General features: G+C 63.3%; 15 protein-coding genes. All 15 read left to right on the top strand.

Annotated elements, in window-relative coordinates; translation table 11 throughout:
* The first annotated feature begins 1 nt into the window (after position 1).
* The 15 genes from R2834_00670 to scpB all read left to right on the top strand — a co-directional run bounded on the left by R2834_00670 (position 2) and on the right by scpB (position 20,101).
* On the top strand, positions 2-361 hold the full coding sequence (locus R2834_00670; GenBank protein ID MEZ4698814.1) for a hypothetical protein: 360 nt from the start codon (positions 2-4) through the stop codon (positions 359-361).
* Between the two features lie 25 nt (positions 362-386).
* Positions 387-1,506, top strand: a protein-coding gene (gene prfB, locus R2834_00665) for a peptide chain release factor 2 (protein MEZ4698813.1) whose coding sequence is annotated in 2 segments (ribosomal slippage) — positions 387-454 and positions 453-1,506 — 1,122 coding nt in all. Because the reading frame shifts where the segments join, the coding sequence is not laid out codon by codon here.
* An 18-nt stretch (positions 1,507-1,524) separates the two neighbouring features.
* Positions 1,525-3,111 (top strand): L-aspartate oxidase, encoded by a 1,587-nt coding sequence (nadB, locus tag R2834_00660; protein ID MEZ4698812.1) that lies wholly within the window; start codon positions 1,525-1,527, stop codon positions 3,109-3,111.
* Between the two features lie 220 nt (positions 3,112-3,331).
* Positions 3,332-3,814: a ribosome maturation factor RimP gene (gene rimP / locus R2834_00655; protein MEZ4698811.1), complete on the top strand. Its 483-nt coding sequence runs from the start codon at positions 3,332-3,334 to the stop codon at positions 3,812-3,814.
* Between the two features lie 65 nt (positions 3,815-3,879).
* Positions 3,880-5,145 carry a transcription termination factor NusA gene (nusA, locus tag R2834_00650; protein MEZ4698810.1) on the top strand — a complete coding sequence of 422 codons (1,266 nt, stop codon included), beginning with the start codon at positions 3,880-3,882 and terminating at the stop codon, positions 5,143-5,145.
* Positions 5,146-5,200: 55 nt separating this feature from the next.
* Positions 5,201-7,981, top strand: coding sequence for a translation initiation factor IF-2 (gene infB, locus R2834_00645; GenBank protein ID MEZ4698809.1), 2,781 nt, complete (start codon positions 5,201-5,203; stop codon positions 7,979-7,981).
* Between the two features lie 67 nt (positions 7,982-8,048).
* Entirely contained in the window at positions 8,049-8,423 is a 375-nt protein-coding gene (rbfA, locus tag R2834_00640) for a 30S ribosome-binding factor RbfA (protein ID MEZ4698808.1), read from the top strand.
* Between the two features lie 13 nt (positions 8,424-8,436).
* Positions 8,437-9,165: a tRNA pseudouridine(55) synthase TruB gene (gene truB, locus R2834_00635; protein ID MEZ4698807.1), complete on the top strand. Its 729-nt coding sequence runs from the start codon at positions 8,437-8,439 to the stop codon at positions 9,163-9,165.
* A complete protein-coding gene (locus R2834_00630) occupies positions 9,165-10,097 on the top strand; it encodes a bifunctional riboflavin kinase/FAD synthetase (protein MEZ4698806.1) in 933 nt (310 codons plus the stop codon). Before truB ends, R2834_00630 begins: the two co-directional genes overlap by 1 nt.
* 85 nt (positions 10,098-10,182) lie before the next feature.
* Positions 10,183-10,449 carry a 30S ribosomal protein S15 gene (gene rpsO / locus R2834_00625; GenBank protein ID MEZ4698805.1) on the top strand — a complete coding sequence of 89 codons (267 nt, stop codon included), beginning with the start codon at positions 10,183-10,185 and terminating at the stop codon, positions 10,447-10,449.
* Between the two features lie 238 nt (positions 10,450-10,687).
* On the top strand, positions 10,688-13,000 hold the full coding sequence (gene pnp / locus R2834_00620) for a polyribonucleotide nucleotidyltransferase (GenBank protein MEZ4698804.1): 2,313 nt from the start codon (positions 10,688-10,690) through the stop codon (positions 12,998-13,000).
* Positions 13,001-13,117: 117 nt separating this feature from the next.
* Complete coding sequence (locus R2834_00615; GenBank protein ID MEZ4698803.1) at positions 13,118-14,362, top strand: pitrilysin family protein; 1,245 nt, start codon at positions 13,118-13,120, stop codon at positions 14,360-14,362.
* Positions 14,359-15,297: an NAD-dependent epimerase/dehydratase family protein gene (locus R2834_00610; protein MEZ4698802.1), complete on the top strand. Its 939-nt coding sequence runs from the start codon at positions 14,359-14,361 to the stop codon at positions 15,295-15,297. Before R2834_00615 ends, R2834_00610 begins: the two co-directional genes overlap by 4 nt.
* 80 nt (positions 15,298-15,377) lie before the next feature.
* Entirely contained in the window at positions 15,378-16,142 is a 765-nt protein-coding gene (locus R2834_00605) for a segregation/condensation protein A (GenBank protein MEZ4698801.1), read from the top strand.
* A 197-nt stretch (positions 16,143-16,339) separates the two neighbouring features.
* The gene (gene scpB, locus R2834_00600; protein ID MEZ4698800.1) at positions 16,340-20,101 is read left to right on the top strand and encodes an SMC-Scp complex subunit ScpB; all 3,762 of its coding nucleotides are present in this window, start codon (positions 16,340-16,342) and stop codon (positions 20,099-20,101) included.
* Positions 20,102-20,117: the final 16 nt, after the last annotated feature.

The raw sequence follows: 20,117 nt of genomic DNA, 5'->3' as shown, positions 1-20,117 counted from the left end.
CATGACGTGGCTACTCGGGGTTCTGGTCGCGCTCGTGGCGCATGTGGTCGCCGGATGGCCGTTCAGTGTGCTGGGCGGCGTCATCGTGGGGTACAGGATGGTGGATCGCGGCTGGTTGTGGGGGGGACTGGCCGTTGGCGCTTCATGGGCCGGCCTCGTGGCCTATAACTTCATCGCCGCCGCCGATCCCACGGCCGAGATGATCCGGGTCATGGCCCGGATACTGGGAAACATGCCCGAACCTTTATTCGTTGTGTTGACGATTTTCACAGGATGCGTACTCGGCGTGTGCGGCGGACTGGTCGGAGCCCAGGCGGCCCGAGTAGCGCGCACGCGGACCGCGCTGGCTGTCCGGCGCTGAGCGGATCCCCACCCAACTGGTTATCATGCAGAAAACCACTGAAGATATCCGTAGCCTGTTAGAGCGCGTTGTCGCGCTCGGGAGGTATCTTTGACCCGGCTCGTAGAGAAAAAGCCCTCGAGTCGTTGAATGCCCGTCGCCTGGATCCCAATTTCTGGTCGAACCAGGCCGAGGCGCGGGAAGTAGAGAAGGAGATCTCGCTCCACCAGGGATGGCTGGATGCGTGGAAAAAGGTGTCCCGTCGGGCGGAGGACATCGAGACACTGATGCAGCTAGAGGCGGAAGAGGGCGGCCTCGCCGACGAGATCCAGGAAGAGGCCGAGTTGCTCCTCCAGCAGGTCGAGGCGATCGAATTCCGCAACATGCTGAGCAGCCCGGACGATCCGCGCAACGCGATCCTCACGATCCACTCCGGCGCGGGCGGCACCGAAGCGCAGGACTGGGCGGAGATGCTGCTCCGCATGTACACCCGTTATTGTGAAAAGGCGGGTTTTTTGGTGAACCTGCTCGACTACCAGCCGGGGGACACCGCCGGCATCAAGAGCGCCTCCATACGCATCGGCGGCGAATACGCCTATGGCTATCTGAAGGCCGAATCCGGCGTGCATCGGCTGGTCCGCATTTCTCCGTTCGACTCCAGCGGCAAGCGGCACACCTCGTTTTCCAGCGTGTTCGTCTATCCGGAGATCGACGACACCATCAACATCGACATCAAGCCCGATCAGCTGGAGCTGCAGACCTTCCGCTCCGGCGGCAAGGGGGGGCAGAACGTCAACAAGGTGGAAACGGGCGCGCGGCTCATCTGGACCGGCCTGCTATCGAACGGCGAGGAAGCGCGCGTCGTCGCGGAGTGCACCGAAGAGCGCAGCCAGCTACAGAACCGCGAGCGCGCGATGACGATGTTGAAGAGCCGCATCTATCAGCTCGAACTGGATATCCAGGAGGCCGCGAAGAATGAAGTCGAGGGCAAGAAAAAGAAAATTGAGTGGGGGAGCCAGATTCGATCTTATGTCTTCCAACCGTATACTATGGTGAACGATCACCGCACGGAGACCAAAATCACCGATGTTCAGTCGGTCATGGATGGGGATCTGGACGAACTGATCAAAGCCTACCTCATGCAGCAGTCGTCGCAGGAATCGTAGTTTAGCACCCCCGGTGTCATGGCCGAACGGTACGATTTTTTGTTGCTCGGTAGCGGGATTGCCGGCCTGTCGTTCGCATTGCGGGTGGCGGAATTCGGCAGCGTCGCCATCGTCACCAAAAAGGAAAGTGCAGAGTCGAACACGAACTACGCCCAGGGCGGCATCGCCGCGGTGATCGACGACAGCGACTCGTACGAAAAGCACATCCAGGACACCCTCATCGCCGGCGCGGGACTCTGCGACCCGGAGATCGTGCGGATCGTCGTGACTGAAGGGCCGGAGCGGGTGCGCGAACTCATGGCGCTCGGCGCGGCGTTCACCCGCGAGAACGGCCGACTGCATCTGGGCAAGGAAGGCGGCCATTCGGAGAACCGCATCGTACACGCCGCGGATACCACCGGGAAGGAAGTCGAGCGCGCCCTGCTCGACAAGGTCAACGCGCACCCAAACATCCGGATCTTTCAGCACCATTTCGCCCTCGAGCTGATCACGGACCACCACCTGGGCCGGCACGTCACGCGCCTCCGCAACGACATCACGTGTTACGGCGCCTACGTGCTGGACGAGGAACACAACCGGGTCATCACGATGCTCGCGCGCGCGACCCTGCTCGCGACGGGTGGCTGCGGGCAGGTTTATCTGCATTCGACGAACCCGAGTATCGCCACCGGCGATGGTCTGGCCATGGCCTATCGCGCCAAGGCGCGGATCTCCAACATGGAGTTCATTCAGTTTCACCCGACCAGCCTGTTCCACGCCGAGGCCAATTCCTTTTTGATCTCCGAGGCCGTCCGTGGAGAGGGGGGCATCCTGCTGAACCGGGACGGGCACCGGTTCATGCCGGACTACGACGAGCGCGCCGAACTCGCGCCGCGCGATATCGTCGCGCGCGCCATCGACGATCAGCTGAAGCAGCGAGGCGATGACTACGTGCTGCTCGATATCTCCCATATCGGGGCCGATGCGGTCCGGCAGCACTTCCCGAACATCTACGAGACCTGTCTGCGTTACGGGTTCGACATGACGAAGGGCCCCATCCCCGTGGTGCCGGCGGCGCATTACCAATGCGGCGGAGTGCAGGTGGATGAGATGGGGCGCACGTCCATACACGGACTCTTCGCCTGCGGCGAGGTCAGCTGTACGGGTCTCCACGGCGCCAACCGGCTGGCGAGCAATTCGCTGCTCGAGGCGCTCGTGTTCAGCTACCGCGCGGCCAGGGAAGCTGTGCCGTATGCGGAGCGGGGCGCCTGGAAGGAGGGCGTGCCGGAGTGGGACGATAGCGGGACGGAAAAGCCGCACGAGTGGGTTATGATTTCGCACAACCGCGACGAATTGCGCCGGGTGATGTGGGATTATGTCGGCATCGTCCGCTCGACGCTCCGGCTCGAGCGCGCCTTCCGCCGCACGCACCTGCTCTACGAAGAGACCGAAGATTTCTATCGCCGGTCCCGGGTGTCGACCGGGCTGTGCGAGCTGCGCAATATGATCGCGGTGGCCTATCTGATCATCCGTAGCGCGCAGATGCGCCGGGAGAGTCGGGGGCTCCATTATATGCTCGATTTCCAGGAAACCGTCGAGTCGGAGCGGCGTCCAACCCTGGTCTGAACGACCGCGCCGGCTGCCCCCGAGCGATCTGGAACCATCGCCATATGGCTGCGTTTGATGGGTCCTCAGGAGCGCACGGACAGGTGCTTACGGCGCGTGTTTGCCGGCTTTAGGGTCGCTCGCGCGATAACGTGTAAGGGGGGGCAGTGGCCGCCCTTTTTTGTTGTTGTAGGTAAGATTCCTGCAGCGCCCGTTCTCGAAAGGATCGGGCTTTTTATTTATGAGCATTACGGTTGAACCGGAATACGATCCGCTGACCGCCCGCGTGCGGAAGATCATCGAAGAGGTGATCTCCGATCCGCCGTTTTTTCTGGTGGAGGTGTCCGTGCGCGGACGGGAAGGCGCACGCGTCGTGGAAGTCTTCGTCGATCAGGATGAAGGCATCTCGATCGACGCCCTTGCGGACCTGAGCCGGGAAATCGGATTTTTGCTGGAAACCGAAGATGTCATCAAGGGGCGTTATCATTTAAACGTCTCTTCGCCGGGGGCCGACAGGCCGCTGGGGCATCCCAGGCAATTCCGCCGACATAAAGGGCGCCCTGTGCGCCTCGTCCACCGGGCCGAAGACGGCGCCGAGCACACGGTGCGCGGCGTCATCGGAGCGGCCGGCGAAGACGATGTAGAACTTGAAATCTCAGAGGGTCAGACGCGACGCTTCCGGTATGCGGAGATCGCGGAAGCCAGGATCGAGCTGCCCTGGTAAGGCCGGGCAGCCGCGTTACTGGTCCACTTATTCACCAAGAGATATCTGATACGAAGGCAACCGCCATGCAGAGCACGAACCTAGTATCTTCATTTGCTGAAATCGCCCGGGAGAAGGGCATCGAACGCGATACGCTCCAGATGATTGTGGAGGATGTGTTTCGCGCGATGATCCGTAAACGTTATGGATCGGACGAGTCGTTCGAAATCATCTTCAACCCGGACAATGGAGATATTCAGGTTCTGCACATTCGCGAGGTAGTGGAGAATCTCGATCTCGAGGACCCGGTCACGCAGATCGAGGTGAAGGACGCCGTCCGGATCGACGAGGATTTTTCCGTCGGCGACGAAGTGGCGAGCGAGGTGGACATCGCTGATTTCGGCCGGCGCGCCGTCATGACCGCGCGGCAGACGTTCAGCCAGCGTATCCGCGACATCGAGAAGGAGAACGTCCACAAGGCGTACCAGGATATCATCGGCGAGGTCGTGGTGGGCGAGATCTACCAGATCCGCCGGCGTGAAGTGCTGGTGATCCACAACAAGGTCGAGTTACTTCTGCCGCGTGAAGAGCAGATCTATAAGGATCGGTACCGCAAGGGCGACATGCTGCGCGCCGTGGTGAAGGAAGTGCGTCGCGACGCCGGCAGCAATCCGCAGGTGATCATTAGCCGCGCGGATCCTATCTTTATGGAGCGGCTGTTCGAACTCGAAGTGCCGGAGATCTACGACGGGATCGTCGAGATCAAACGGATCGTGCGCGAACCGGGCGACCGCGCCAAGGTGGCCGTCGTCAGCCACGACGACCGGATCGACCCGGTCGGCGCGTGCGTCGGCATGAAGGGCGTCCGCATCCACGCGGTGGTGCGGGAGCTGGGTAACGAAAATATTGACGTGCTGGAATGGACGGACGACGCGCATGAGTTGATCAAGCGCGCCCTTTCGCCGGCCAAGCCCGTCTCGGTCAACGTCAACAACGAACTGACGCCCCCGCGGGCGAAAGTGGTTGTTCGGGCCGATGAAGTCAGCCAGGCCATCGGCCGCGGCGGCATCAACATCCGGCTGGCCTCGGCCCTCTCCGGATACGAAATCGACATCTACCGGGAAATCGCTGAAGATGAGGAAGACATCGAAATCAGCGAATTCGCGGACGAACTGGATGCCGACACCTTGACTCTGCTGCAAAACATCGGGTGCGACTCGGCTCGCGCGGTACTCGAGCTTTCCATCGAAGAGCTCGTGCGGCGCTCCGGTCTTGATACCGAAGCCGCCCAGCGCGTACTTGATGTGATCAAGGCGGAGTTTGAGGATGAAGAGGAGCTGGAAGAAGAATGATTGCGAGTGTACGCAGAAGAGGCGGCTTTTCGCCTAAGTGTGTATCTTAAGGTGTATGACAAAACAGACGACCTTTAAGAAAGTCAGGCTTTTCAACGTATCTAGAGAGCTCAACGTAGCGATCGATACGCTCCTCCAGCATCTGGAACAGGACGGCTTCAAGGATGTCCTGGTCGGAAAAGGAGTGAATGCCTCAATCACCGACGAGGATGCCTATCTCTCGTTGCTCGAGGCATTTGCCGAGGACATGGAGACGGCGGCCCGCGTAAAGGAAAAACGCGCGGCGCGGCTTGCGGATCTGGACGAGGAAGGAGCCGACGAATCGGAAGAGAGCCCGGCCGAAACGCCGGCGCCTGTCGCCGAGCCGGCGCCCGAACCGGTTGAGGTCGTCCAGCAACCCGAGCCGGAACCCGAACCCGAGCCGGAGCCCGTCGTGGCCGAGGTCGTCGAGCCGGTGGTGGAACCGGAGCCCGAGGCTCCCGTGGTCGTCGAAGAAGCGCCCGAAGAGGTAGTAGCCGCCGAGCCCGAAACGGTCGAAGCCGTGGCGGAGCCCGAAGTGGCCGCCGAGCCCGAGACCGAGGAGGTCGAGGAAGAAGAGGTCGAGGAGGACGAGGAGGAGGTTGAGGCCGTCGCTCCAGTCGCCGCCGGACAACCCGCGGAAAGCGAGGCCGGCGAGACGGTGGTCGACGAGGAAGGCTCCCTGGTATCGGCGAGCCGGTATCGTCTCGAGGGCACCAAGGTCATCGGCAAGATCGATCTGGCCGATGTCGACGATGCCTCCGGACGCAAAAAGCGCAAGCGCAAACGGAAACGCAAGGCGGACACGCCGGACGCGGAACCGGAAGCCGCAACGACGACGCCCGAGCGCGAGGTGCGCGAAAAGGACGCCGCGGCGAAGGCCAAAAAGAAACGCAAACGCGGCCCGCAGGTGGACGCGGCGGAAGTCGAGCAGTCCTACCAGGAAACGCTGCGCACCCTCGAACAGGGGGCCAGCCGTACGCGCCAGCGTCGTCGCCGGCAGCGCCGCGACGAAGTAGCGGCCGAGCGGCAGCGCGCCCAGGAGATGGCGGACGTCGACTCCCGGATTCTGCGCGTCACCGAGTTTATCTCGACGGGTGAACTGGCCAACCTGATGAACGCCTCGGTCAACGAGGTCATCGGCACGCTGTTCTCGTCGGGCATGATGGTGTCGATCAACCAGCGTCTCGACGCCGACACCATCCAGTTCGTCGCCGACGAATTCGGGTACGAAGTCGAGTTCATCACCGACTTCGCCACCGTCGATATCGAACTCGAGGAAGACGAACCGGAAGACCTGATCCCGCGCGCACCGGTCGTGACCGTGATGGGTCACGTCGACCACGGCAAGACGTCGCTGCTGGACTATATCCGCAAGGCGAACGTCGTGTCCGGCGAGGCCGGCGGCATCACGCAGCACATCGGCGCGTACCACGTCGACGTGGGCGATGGCCGGCAGATCACCTTCCTCGACACCCCGGGTCACGAGGCTTTTACGGCCATGCGTGCTCGCGGCGCCCAGGTGACGGACGTGGTTATCCTCGTCGTCGCCGCCGACGACGCGGTCATGCCGCAAACGATCGAGGCTATCAACCACGCGAAGGCGGCCGAAGTGCCGATCGTGGTGGCCATCAACAAGATCGACCGACCCGACGCCAACACGGCGAAGGTGATGCAGGGCCTCGCGGATCATGGTGTGCTCGTCGAGCAGTACGGCGGCAAGGCGCAGTGCGCGCTCGTCTCCGCGAAAACCGGCGACGGCGTCCAGGAACTGCTCGAAAAGGTCATCCTCGAATCCGATCTGCAGGAGCTGCGTGCGAACCCCGAGCGCAACGCGTACGGGGTGGTCATCGAAAGCCGGCTCGAAAAAGGGCGCGGCACGGTCGCCACGATCCTCGTCCAGAACGGCACGCTGCGGGTTGGCGATGCGTTTGTCGCCGGCATCTACAGCGGACGCGTCCGCGCGATGTTCGACGAGTGGGACCAGCGGGTGGAGTCGATCGGGCCGGCGTTGCCGTCCCTCGTCGTCGGGTTCACCGGCGCGCCCGAAGTGGGCGACCAGTTTATCGTGATGGACGACGAACGCGAGGCGCGTGAAATCGCGCAGCGACGGCAGCAGATCCACCGCGAGCAGTCCCTCCGCCAGCGCAAACACATTACGCTGGACGAAATCGGACGCCGGCTCGCGCTGGGCGACTTCCAGGAGCTCAACCTCATCGTCAAGGCGGACGTGGGCGGCTCGGTGGAGGCCCTGTCGGACTCGCTCCTCAAGCTGTCGACCGAGGAAGTGGCGGTGAACATCATCCACCGCGGCGTGGGTGCCATCACGGAGAGCGACGTCATGCTCGCCTCGGCCTCCGACGCCGTCATCATCGGCTTCCAGGTACGCCCCGACACCGGCGCGCGCAACCTGGCGGAGCGGGAAGAGATCGATATTCGGCTGTATTCGATCATCTACGACGCAATCGAAGACGTTCACAACGCCCTCGAAGGCCTGCTCTCGCCCGAAGAATCGGAAAAGATCACGGGTGTCGCCGAGGTCCGCGAGACGTTCAAGGTGCCGAAAATGGGTACGATCGCCGGCTGCTTCATCTCGGAAGGCCGTATTCGACGCAGCGACCGGATCCGGCTCATTCGCGACGGTATCGTGATTTACGACGGGGAGATCAGCTCCCTCCGCCGCTTCAAGGACGACGTCAAGGAAGTGCTCACCGGGTACGAGTGCGGCATCGGGATGGAGCATTACAACGACATCAAGGTCGGCGACTATTTCGAGTCCTACGAAATCGTCGAGACGAAGCGCAAGCTGACGGTGTGACGCGTGCGCATGGGGCCGGCCGGCTCCATGCGCCGTTTTTCAACGCCCCCAAAGAGAGGATAATGCGATGAGCATCCGCATGGAACGGGTGGCGCGGCTTGTCCAGCGAGAGATCGCCCAGATCCTCGGTCAAGACTATGCCGAGCAACTGCAACCCATGGTGACGGTAACAGGGGCCCGCGTGACGAAAGACCTGTCGATCGCCTACATCTACGTGAGCGTCATGGGCGCGACCGAGGCGCAGCGCAAGTCGGTCTTCAAGCATCTGGAAGGGTTGGCGCCGCAGGTGCGCACCGATCTCGCCGGCCGGATCCGCCATCAGGTCCGCACCATCCCCGAGATTCGATTTTTTCTCGATGAGTCGCAGGTGGAAGCGGAACGCATGGAGCACATCTTCGAACGCATTCGGGCCGAACGGGAACGTCGCTCGCCGGACTCCTGAGCGCTGTGTTATCGTGATCACCTCCCCGAACGACCCCACCGTGTACGGTTATCCCCATTTCCCCGACACGCAGGCAGCCGTGTTGCTGGTCGACAAACCCACCGGTCTTTCGTCCTTTTCGGTCATTCGCCGGCTGCGTCGCATCCTGGGCGTCCGGAAGATCGGGCATGCCGGGACGCTGGACCCGCTCGCTACCGGGATGCTCATCTGCCTCGTGGGCAAGGCCACCAAGCGGATGGAATCCTTCATGGGCATGGATAAGGTCTATACCGGCGTCATCCGGCTCGGGCAGACCACCGCGTCCTACGATGCAGAGACGCCGGTTGAGGTCGAGGTCGACGCCGGCGCCGTCACCGAGGAACAGCTCGAGGCCGCCCGCCGCCATTTCCTGGGCCGGCAGGAGCAGCTTCCGCCCATGTATTCCGCGGTCAAGGTGGGGGGCGAGCGGCTCTATCGCAAGGCCCGGCGTGGCGAGGAGGTCCAGCGCAAGCCTCGTGCGATCGAGATTTCGCGGTTCACACTGGGCGCGCGCGTCGGGAACGATCTGCCTTTCGAGGTGGCCTGCACCAAAGGCACCTACATCCGCACGCTGGCGCACGATTTTGGCGCCCTGCTGGGTGTCGGCGGGCATCTGACGGCGCTGCGTCGCACAGCCATCGGTCCCTACACGGTCGACGCGGCTTGGACGCTGGAGGCGCTGGCGGAAGCGGCCGAGGCACGAAGCGAGGAGCCTGCACCGTGATGGAACGCGTGGTAGGGATGGATGCGCTCGAACGCAACCCGCTGTCCGTGGTGACCGTGGGAACGTTCGACGGCGTGCACCTGGGGCATCGTTCGATCGTCCGGTATCTGGTCCAGCGGGCGCGCAGCCAGGGCGGTCTGAGCGTCGTGATCTCGTTTCATCCGCACCCGCGCGAAGTGGTCAAGGGCGAACCGATGCCGCTGCTCACCACGGTCGACGAGCGGGCCGATGCGCTCGAGGACCTCGGGCTGGATCGGTTTGTCGTGATTCCGTTTACGCCGGCGTTCGCCGCCATGGATGCGTCCGCCTTCGTCGAGGACGTGCTGCTTGCCCGCGTCGGGCTGAAGGAGATCGTGATCGGGTACGACCACGGCTTCGGGAAGGACCGCGCCGGCGACAGCGCGCTGCTGCGCGAACTGGGCGCCCGTCACGGATTCGGCGTCGACGTCATCCCCGCCCAGGTGCTCGAGGCCGACATCGTGTCGTCCACCCGGATCCGGCAACTGCTGGTCGAGGCGGGTGACGTGCGTCAGGCCGCCGGCATGCTCGGCCGGCCCTACCGGCTGACGGGCGAGGTCGTCCACGGCGACGGTCGAGGCCGGCAAATCGGCTATCCGACGGCCAATCTGGCCATCGAAAACCCGAACAAAGTCATCCCGCGCACGGGCGTGTATGCAGTGCGCGCCTGGCGGCAGGGCGCTGCAGCACCGGTCGGCGGGATGCTCAATATCGGGGTGCGGCCGACGTTCGACGGGGACTCGATGCGGATCGAGGCGCACCTTTTCGACGTCGACGCCAGCCTGTACGGCGAATCCCTCCGCATCGATTTCATCGAGCGGATACGGGACGAGCAAAAATTTAGGACGATCGACGCGCTCATCGAGCAACTTTCAAAAGATGAAGCGCGTTGTAAGGCGGAATTACAGCGCTGATATGCAGCGCAGGGTGTACGCAACGGCGATACCAGTGCCGGCGTGCATCTTCTTTAGCATGGTATAATCTAAAGAGGAGCCCTACATGCTCACCAAGGAAGTAAAAAGCGGACTGATCGAACAGTTCGGAAAAGCGGCCGGGGATACCGGTACACCTGAAGTTCAGATCGCCATATTCTCAAAGCGGATCTCCGAACTGACGGAACATCTGAAGATCCACCCGAAAGATCACGCCACGCGCCGGTCGCTCATCAAGCTGGTCGGCAAACGTCGCCGCCTGCTCAACTACCTCGTCGCGAAGGATATCGAGCGCTACCGCAAGATCATTGAGGAACTGGGTATTCGTAAGTAACTGACTATCGCCGCGTCGCGACCTGAGGTGCGTGAGGCCGTCCGTGTGGGCGGCGCGCCTCCTGCTGCTGTGTTTGACGCCCGATCCCATGTGCGCGTCCGATGGATCGTCTGTCGGATGGCCATCCGTTGATCCGATGTAATGCTGACCTTAAACAGGTGCGTCTGAGCACGCAGCAGCAGCGTCAAGTTGATTGATGGAGAACGCGTAGAAAAATACTATCATTTAATCGAAGAACATGTCTAAAGCAACCACTCAGGAGATTGAGTTCGCCCCCGGGCGATTCATTTCTCTGGAGACCGGTCGCCTTGCCAAGCAGGCAGGCGGATCGGTCGTCGCTCGGTTGGGCGACACGATGATCCTGGCTACGGCCGTACTGGCCCCCAAGCCCCGCGAAGGCGCCGACTTTTTCCCCCTCACCGTCGAATACAAGGAGAAATTCTCGGCCGGCGGCAAGATCCCGGGCGGCTTCATCAAACGGGAAGGACGCCTCAACGATAAGGAGACCCTGACCTGCCGGCTCGTCGACCGGACCCTGCGTCCGCTCTTCGCCGAAGGGTATCTGAACGAAGTCCAGATCATCATCTACGTCATTTCGGCGGACGACGAGCACGATGCCGACGTCCTCGCCGGCGTGGGCGCCTCGGCGGCTCTCATGCTGGCCGGCGCTCCCTACGACGGCCCGACGGCCGGCGTGCGCGTGGGCCTGGTCAATGGCGAATACATCGTCAACCCGACGATCGCCGAACTGGCGGAATCGGACATCAACCTGATCGTCGCCGGCAAGGAAGACGCGATCGTGATGGTGGAAGGCGAGATGAAGGAAGTCTCCGAAGAGCAGATGCTCGAAGCCTTCGAAGTCGGCCACGAAGCCATCAAAAAGCTCTGCCAGGGCCAGCGCGCCCTCGTCGAGGCCTTCGGTCAGCCCGCTACGATCAGCTTCGACCCGATCATGACGCCGAAGCCGTTGATCGCGCAAGTCGCCGGCCTGGTCAGCGACAAGATCAACAGCCTGCTCATGCAGCCGTACCAGAAGGAAACCTTCTACGGCGGGATCGACGAGATCAAGGAGTTTGCGCTCGCGCAGCTGCTGGGGACCAACAATCCGGAAACCGGCGAAACCCGGGCGGAAGCGACCGCGGAAGGGTATACGGCCTCGCAGATCAAGAGCGCCGTCGGCGCCGTGGAGAGCGATCTCATGCGTGAGATGATTCTCTCGGCCGGCCGCCGTCTCGACGGTCGCGGCCTGATGGAGATCCGCCATATCTGGTCGGAAGTCGGGTACCTCCCGCGTGTGCACGGCTCGGCAATCTTCACCCGCGGCGAAACGCAGGTGCTGGCGTCGGTAACGCTGGGCACCCGGAAGGACGCGCAGGCTGTCGATCAGGTGTTCGACACCACCGACCGCCGGTTCTTCCTGCACTACAACTTCCCGCCGTTCTGTACCGGCGAGGCCAAGATGCTCCGCGGCACCAGCCGTCGCGAGATCGGCCACGGGTACCTGGCGGAACGCGCTCTCTCCGCGATCATGCCGGCCGATGAGGACTTCCCGTACACCGTCCGCATCAACGCGGATGTGCTGGAATCCAACGGCTCTTCGTCGATGGCGTCGGTCTGCTCCGGCACCCTGGCCATGATGGATGCCGGCGTGCCGATCAAGACGCCGGTCGCCGGCGTGGCGATGGGCCTCATCACCGACGGGAAACGGACGGCCGTGCTCAGCGACATTCTGGGCACGGAAGACCACCTCGGCGACATGGACTTCAAGGTCACGGGCAGCCGCGACGGGATCACCGCGTGTCAGATGGACATCAAGGTGTCCGGTCTGACCAAGCAGATCCTCAAGAGCGCGCTCGACCAGGCGCGCGAAGGCCGGCTCTTCATCCTCGACAAGATGGCCGAAGTCCTCGAGGCGCCTCGCGGCGAAATGTCCCCGTATGCGCCTCGCCTCACCCAGATCACGATCGATTCCGAGTTCATCGGCGCGGTCATCGGGCCGGGTGGCAAGATCATCCAGGGCATCCAGCGCGAAACCAACACGCAGATCGAGATCGAAGAGCGTGAAGGTGTCGGCTATGTGACCGTGGCCGCGACCAACCAGGAGAACGCGGAAGCCGCGCTTCGCATCATCAAGGGCATCGTTACCGTCCCGGAAGAAGGCGAAGAGTACGAAGGCACCGTCCGCGACATCCTCAGCTTCGGCGCGATCATCGAGATCATGCCGGGCAAAGAGGGGATGCTGCACGTTTCGGAGATGGACCACGGCTATGTCGAGCGTCCGGAAGACTATGTGCAGGTCGGCGACAAGGTCCGCGTCAAGCTCATCGAAGTGCGCGACGACGGCAAGCTGCGTCTGAGCCGCAAGCCGTTCCTTCCGAAGCCGGAAGGGTACGTCGAGCGTCCTGAGCGGGATCGCGGTGACCGCGGTGACCGTGGCGGCGATCGTCGCGGCGGCGGTGGCGGCGGTCGGGATCGTCGCGGCGGTGGCGGCGGCGGTGGTGGGCGCGATCGCCGTGGCGGTGGCGGCGGCGGTCGGGATCGGCGTAACTGAGCCGTCCAGCCTACATGAATCGAGTACCGGGAGGGAGCACATGCTCCCTCCCGATGTTTCTGCCGGCGCCGCCTCCGAGCGGCGTTATCTCTAGATAGCCTCACAGGGGCCTGGATTATGAAGCAGCCGGCCGCTTCCGGATTCAATAAAACGACGCTGCCCAACGGGCTCCGTATCGTTACGGAAAGCATCCCATCCGTCCGCTCCATCTCCGTGGGCGTGTGGGTGCATACCGGCAGTCGCGACGAAAGCGACGCCGAAGCCGGGATCTGTCATTTCATCGAACACATGGTGTTCAAGGGCACGAAGCGCCGGCGGATGGATCAGATCGCCCGCCGACTCGAGTCCGTTGGCGGCTACCTCAACGCCTTTACCACCAAGGAATACACGTGCTATTACGCGCGGGCCCTCGATGAACACCTCGACCGCGCGATCGATGTGACGTGCGACCTGATTCTTCGCCCCACGTTTCCCGAGAAGGAGCTCGACAAGGAAAAGGACGTGGTGGTCGAGGAGATCAAGATGTATGAGGACGTGCCGGAGGATCTGATTTTCGATCGGTACGAATCCGTCGTCTATCGGGACCATGCGCTGGGCCGGCCCATCATCGGTTTCCCCGAGAGCGTTCGCTCGTTTACCCGCGACCAGCTCAACCAGTACATCGACCGCTGCTACACGCCGTCGCGGACGATCATTTCCGTTGCCGGCAACGTCAGCCACGATCGCGTGGTGCAGTACGTGCGCAAGGCCTTCGAGGACATCGATCGTACCCCGACCGCCCGCGTACCGGACGTGGTGACGCCCTATGGGCCCGGTGAACTCGTCGAAAAACGCCCCATCCAGCAGGCCCACCTCGTCATCGGGACGCGCATCTTCGGGATCCAGGACGAGCGCCGCAGCGCGATGAACGTCCTCAACACCATTCTCGGCAGCGGCATGTCCAGCCGGCTGAACCAGAATATCCGCGAGAAATACGGGTTCTGCTACAACATCTACTCCTTCGCCAACATGCAAACCGATACCGGCGACTTTGGCGTGTACATGGGGACGGATGGCGCGAAGATCGCGCGGGCGCGCAAACTCATCCTGCGTGAAACGGATCGCCTGGCGCAGGTGCCGGTGAGTCCACGGCTGCTGCATCAGGCGGTCAATCAGGTAAAGGGGTCGTTGATGCTCGGTCTGGAAAGCATGAGCAACCGCATGATGCGGCTTGGGCGGCAGGAGCTCTATTTCGGACGCAATTTCACGCTGGACGAGATCATCGAGTCGATCGAAAGCGTGACCGCCCAGGACATCCAGAATCTGGCGCAGACGCTGTTCGTGGCCGACTCGTTCTCGACTGTCGCGTTGACGCCGGCATGAAGGTGCTCGTGACCGGCGGCGCCGGCTTCATCGGCTCGCACGTCGCGGACGCCCTGCTCGAAGCCGGGCACGAGGTGCACGTGCTCGACAGCCTGGTCAACGGGTACCGGCATCAGGTGCCCGACGGCGCCGTCTTCCATGCCCTCGATCTCTCCGATCCGGCCGTTTCCCGGCTGTTCGAGACCCATCGCTTCGAGGCGCTCCTGCATCTGGCCGCCCAGATCGACGTCCGCAAATCGGTTGCCGATCCGGCGTACGATGCGCAGGTCAACGTCCTGGGCATGTTGCGCTTGCTCGAGGCCGGCCGCGCCCACGGGCTCCGGCGCGTGGTCTTCTCCTCATCCGGCGGCGCCATCTATGGTGAGCCCGACCGCGTTCCGCAGCAGGAAGCGGATCCCGAACGGCCCATGTCCCCCTACGGCGTTTCAAAGCTCGTTTCGGAGCGCTATCTTGCCTATTACGCCCGCGTGCATGGGCTGACCGCCGTCTCGCTCCGCTACGCCAACGTGTATGGTCCGCGACAGACCCCCGAGGGCGATGCCGGCGTGATATCGCGGTTTATCGATCGGATGCAGGCCGGCGCGCCTGTAACGATGTACGGCGACGGCGCACAGACGCGCGATTACGTTTTTGTCGGCGACGTGGTTCAGGCGAACCTCCTCGCACTCGATCAGGATGCCAGCGGCGCGTACAACATCGGGACGGGTGTCGAGACCAGCGTGCTCCAGCTGTACCGGCATCTGGCCGACGCTCTCGGCCAGGATCCGGGTTATGCGTTCGCGGCGGCTCGGACCGGCGAAATCGCCCGCAGCGCGCTCGATGCCTCCCTGGCCGCCGAACGGCTCGGCTGGAGGCCGGCCGTCGCCCTGCCGGACGGCCTCTCGCGCACGATTGGTTGGTTTAAATCTCGCGCCGCCGGCAGCCCGTTACGATAATCCTATGTAGCCCCGCCGAGTGCGAATGAGGACCCCTTCGCCAGGACGATCCGCTCCACCAGACGATTCATCTCGCAAGCATGTACCGTGTTCAACTGCAGGAATTCGAAGGTCCGCTCGACCTTCTCTTGTTTTTTATCCAGCGGGATGAGCTCGATATCCACGACATCCCGATTTCGAAGATAACGGACGAGTTTCTCGCGTATCTGCGCATCCTGGAGCAGATCGATCTGGATAGCGTGGGCGATTTTATCTACATGTCGGCCCAGTTGATCAACATCAAGGCGAAGATGTTGCTGCCGTCGGATGAGGTGGACGAGGAAGGAGAACCGGTGGACCCGCGCCGCGAGTTGGTGAAGCGACTGCTTACGTACATGCAGTACAAGGAGGCGGCACAGTCTTTGAACGATAATTACGAGTTGCGCGGCGAGCATTTCACCCGGTCGTTCTCCGAACAGGAGAAAGAACAGATCGTGGGGATGCAGGGGGTCGAACTCGAGGTTTCTGTCTTCAGTTTGATCAGCGCGCTGCAGCGTGTGCTCAGCGAGGTGCCGGAGGCGCCGGTGCACGCGGTGCACCGGAATCAGTATTCGCTTGAGTCTCAGCGTGAGTTTGTGCTGGAACGGCTCGCCTTCGATGATCGGCTTTCGTTTGTCCATCTCATCACAGGCCGGCCCAAGCACTTTGTCATCGTGACGTTCCTCGTCATTCTGGAGATGGCCCAGCAGGGTCAGGTGGCGCTGCTGATCAATCCGGAAGGGAACGACTTTTATCTGGAGCGCAAAGTGAATTACAGCGAGCCGGCGAACGGTTCGGAAAACGGACACGCCCCGTCCGAAGCGTGAGTCCATCGGCGCATGGCCTTTATCTGAAAAACGCAGCCAGGCGTCGTCAAAAGGCGTTCGATACGGTAGGCCGAACACGTTAAACTTACCCGAACGCCCCTGGCGTTTTTCCACATCCCCCCAAATCCCCGCACGTCACAGGCTGCCGGCGCAGCCCGACGTATGCATTTATTCACCGGCGAAACGGTTGCGGTGCAATGGCACGCTACTTTGGCGGATTTAGGGACCGGCTGTTAAAGAAAGGGCGCTCGTCGCCGCTTTCCGATCGGGATGTGGACTGGGTGAAGGTTTCGGGCACGGTCATCTGGTCGCCCGAAAAGCGTAACTACGAGTGGCTGGATCCAGAAACCTATCTATCGTCCTTCCTCGGGGACGCTCCCGAGCCGCAGAAGGCGGTTCCGCAGGAGCCTGAAGCGAAGCCGATCTGGGATCTCAGCGCGTTCGCCAACGAGGCCGAGGACGACCTCTACGCCGAAGAAGAAGGGTATCAGCCGCCCAGCGGGCTGTTCTCCACGGCTGGCGTCGCGAATTACCAGCCCGACATCGAGGCCGAACTTCCGAGCATCGAGGAATACAAGCATGAGCTGCTGTCGGCCCTGCGCCGGCGCGGCCTTCGTGTCGATGTCCGCAAGATATCCCTGCCCGAGGACGTCGAGACCGAACTGGAGCTGTTTCATCAGGGCGACAAGACGATCGATTCGCACGCCCTTCGCGCCCGACTCCAGCTCTTCAAGAAGCAAGTCATCGAGTCGTTCGACCAGTTCAGTCGCGTAGGCGAAACCTACATCATCCCGCACGCCCCGAGGTATCCGGATTTCGCCGGCGACGAGGCGTCCGATCCCGCGGCAAACGACCCGTTTGCGGACGCCGGTGAGCTCGAGTCCGACGTCGCCGAGGCCTCGTTTGAGGAGCCGGCGTTCGATCCCGACTTCCTGACCGAACCGGCCGCCGAGATCGAGGACGTCGTCGACGACGGGTACGTCCGCTTCGAGGACGAGCCCGAGCCGATCGAATCGATCGACAGCGATTTCGAGTCGTTCGTACTCAAATCGCTCGACAAGCTCGAGGCGTCGATGCATGAGGCGATGGAGCGTCCGGCCACGGACAGCCCGGAGGACGAGGAGGCGGCCCCGCGCGCGGTGCCCGAAGCGGAGAGGCCGGCCAACGAACGCATGATTTACGACCCGGTGAACGGGACGCTCGATGTACCCCGCAAGGCGGGCGACGTCTCGCCGCGCATACGGCCGTCCACCGGTAGTGCGGATCCCGAATCGCCTCGCGACCACGCCGGCGTCCCCGGCTTCGTCGGCGCCCGCCTCGATGGCGCGCCGTCTTCGGAGAGCTGGCTGGTTTCGCCGATTCAGAGCCGGAAGGCGCCGAGCGACGAGAAAGCGGCGGGGGCAACGCCGCCCGCGGATCGCCCGGCCGAAGCCGGCAAGGCCACCTCCGCCGGAAAGACGGACGCCGATCGTCGATCCTTGCGCGGCATGGATGTCGCGCCGAGCAAACCGGACATCCTCAAGGCGCTCAACACGATCCGCAGCGCGCCGGCCGACAAGGCGACGACCGCCGAGAGCGTCGATCCGGCGCACAAGGCTGAGCCGGACACCCCGAAGGATGCCGGCGATAAGAAAAACCCGTCGGCTGACGACCCGCGCCAGCAATCCCTGTCGATCCTGGAACGGCTGGACCAGCAGACGGGCGATGGCCACGCCTCGCCGACGCACCTGGACGACGCCGGCGATTCGGTCGAACAGCGACCCCGTTTCCCCGCGCTCGAGTCGATTACCGCCGCGATGGACGAAGGCGTGAAGGCCTCGGAGCCGGCGAAACCGGCATCACGATCCCGCTCGCAATCGCTATCGGATTTCCTGCTGAGTCTGAAAAACGACAACGAGGAGCAGCATCTCGCGGTGGGCAAAATGACGGCACCGGCCGCGGAGGAGAAGCCGCCGGCCGTCGTGTCGCGCGCGCCGGCGACGGAAGAGAAGCCGCCCGAAGCCCGTCCGCCGAAGCCCGCGGAGGAGAAAAAACGCACGGTAGGTCTGTTCGCCAAGCCGGAGCGTCGCACGCCGCCGCCCGAGGCGCCGCCGGCACCCGTGGATCCGCTGGATCTGCCGGTCGCTCCGCTCGACCTTTCGGACGTGCAGCTCGAATCGGAAGCGTTCACCCTGCAGGAAGAAGCGCCCGACCGCTTTCCCGCGCCGAAGACGGCATGGGTAACCCCGACTATCGCCCGGGAAACGTCGTGGCTGCATACCGACGTAGAGGATAGGACGCCCGAAGCGGCGGCGCCCGAAGAACCCGAACCGTCCCGAGTCGCGCCGGCCCGGGAAGCCGAAGCCCAGGTTATCCCGGAGGCCCCATCGCCGCCAACGACCGAGGGGCCTGATCAGGCCGCTATCGATCGGCTGGCCGAATGGCTGGATGCTTCGGATCGAGAACGGGCGCTGGATGAGCGGGAAGACGACGCCGCTCCGCTGGCGGAAGCGCCGACCGTCGAGACGAATGTGACGCCTGACGAAACAGACGCGCCGGCGCCCACCGACGCGCGCAGCGCAGCCCCGCCTGATGACGCACCCGAGGCGCCGTTGGCGCCGTCGCCGGCATACGCCCCGCGCTGGGCCGATGCGGTGGAGTCCGAGGTTGTGGAGTCCGAGGTTGTGGAGTCCGAGGTTGTGGAGCCCGGGGTGGTGGAGCCCGAGACCGTAGCGCAGCGGGCCGCTGAGGCGGTATCCGAGGCGGATGCCTCGACGGACGCGCGGCCCAAAGCGGATCTGGCGCAGGACGCGACGCCGGAAGCCAGTGTCCCGGAATCTAGTGTCCCGGAAGCCAGCGTCCCGGAATCTAGTGTCCCGGAATCAGGCATCCTGGCATCTGGCATCCTGGCATCTGGTACCGAGGATTCCGTGCCGCTTGCCGAGGATTCGGTCGAGAGCCCGGAGGACGGTGCGCGTCGCGTCGACCAGGAGGCGGAAACGATGACGGAGGAAACCCCGGATCCGGGCGAAGTGTTTAGCGAGCACGAAGCGCCAGAACCCATCATCGAAGTTTTGCCGGAGGAAGAGCCCGACGAGGTGGCGCCGGCAGAGAAACCACACAATTTCATGGCAAACGATAAGGCCGTCTCGGAGGATACCGACCAGCGTCACGCCGAAAAGCTGGCGCAAAGCGCCCGCGAAGCGCTCGAGGCGTTGGAGAGTCGGGATACGGCGGAAACGCCGGCCCCTGCGGTCGCTGCGCCGCCGAAGAAGGCGGCGACCCAGACGCCCCCCGGGCCCTATGAGAAGGCACTTGATGGGGTGGTCGAAGCGCTTGCCTTCGCCGCGGATGACCCGATCCCGCTGGTCAAGGTCTCCAAGGTCTTCTCTGAAGTCTCCGGCGAGCGCCGGCCCACGGAAGCGCAGGTGGTCGAGTCCGTGGAACGCCTCAATGCGCTCTATGCCGAACTGCGGCGCGCTTTCCGGGTCAAGATCTGGGCCGGCGGCATCCGCATGGCGACGGATCCGAGTTACGCGGAGTACATCCGCGCCATCTATCAGCAGGAGCGACCCAAGAAGCTGTCGCGCACGCTGATGGAAACCCTGGCGATCGTCGCGTACAGCCAACCCACTACGAAACCCGAAGTCGATTTCATCCGCGGCGTGGACAGCGATTATGCGGTCCGCAAGCTGCTGGAGCTGGGCCTGATCGACATCGTCGGGCGGAGCGAGGCGATCGGCAAACCGCTGCTATACGGCACCTCCGAACGGTTCCTCGAACAATTCGGGTTGAGCGAGCTGGCGGCCCTCCCCAAACTGAAGGAGATCGAGGAGCTGCTCGACGACCCTTCCCTGCAACGCGAACGCATGCACCTGCTCGCGCTGGAGAGCGGTCTGGCCGACGAAGGCGGCGCGGAGCCGCAAGAGGCCGAAGAAACCGCGACGGAAAACGAAGGGGACGCGCAGGCCGACGCCTAGCGCGCACGCGGAAGGC

Source organism: Rhodothermales bacterium, assembly GCA_041391505.1.
Taxonomy (GTDB): domain Bacteria; phylum Bacteroidota; class Rhodothermia; order Rhodothermales; family JAHQVL01; genus JAWKNW01.
The sequence above is the reverse complement of the archived record's forward strand: the minus strand, read 5'-3'. Positions and strand labels throughout refer to the sequence as shown.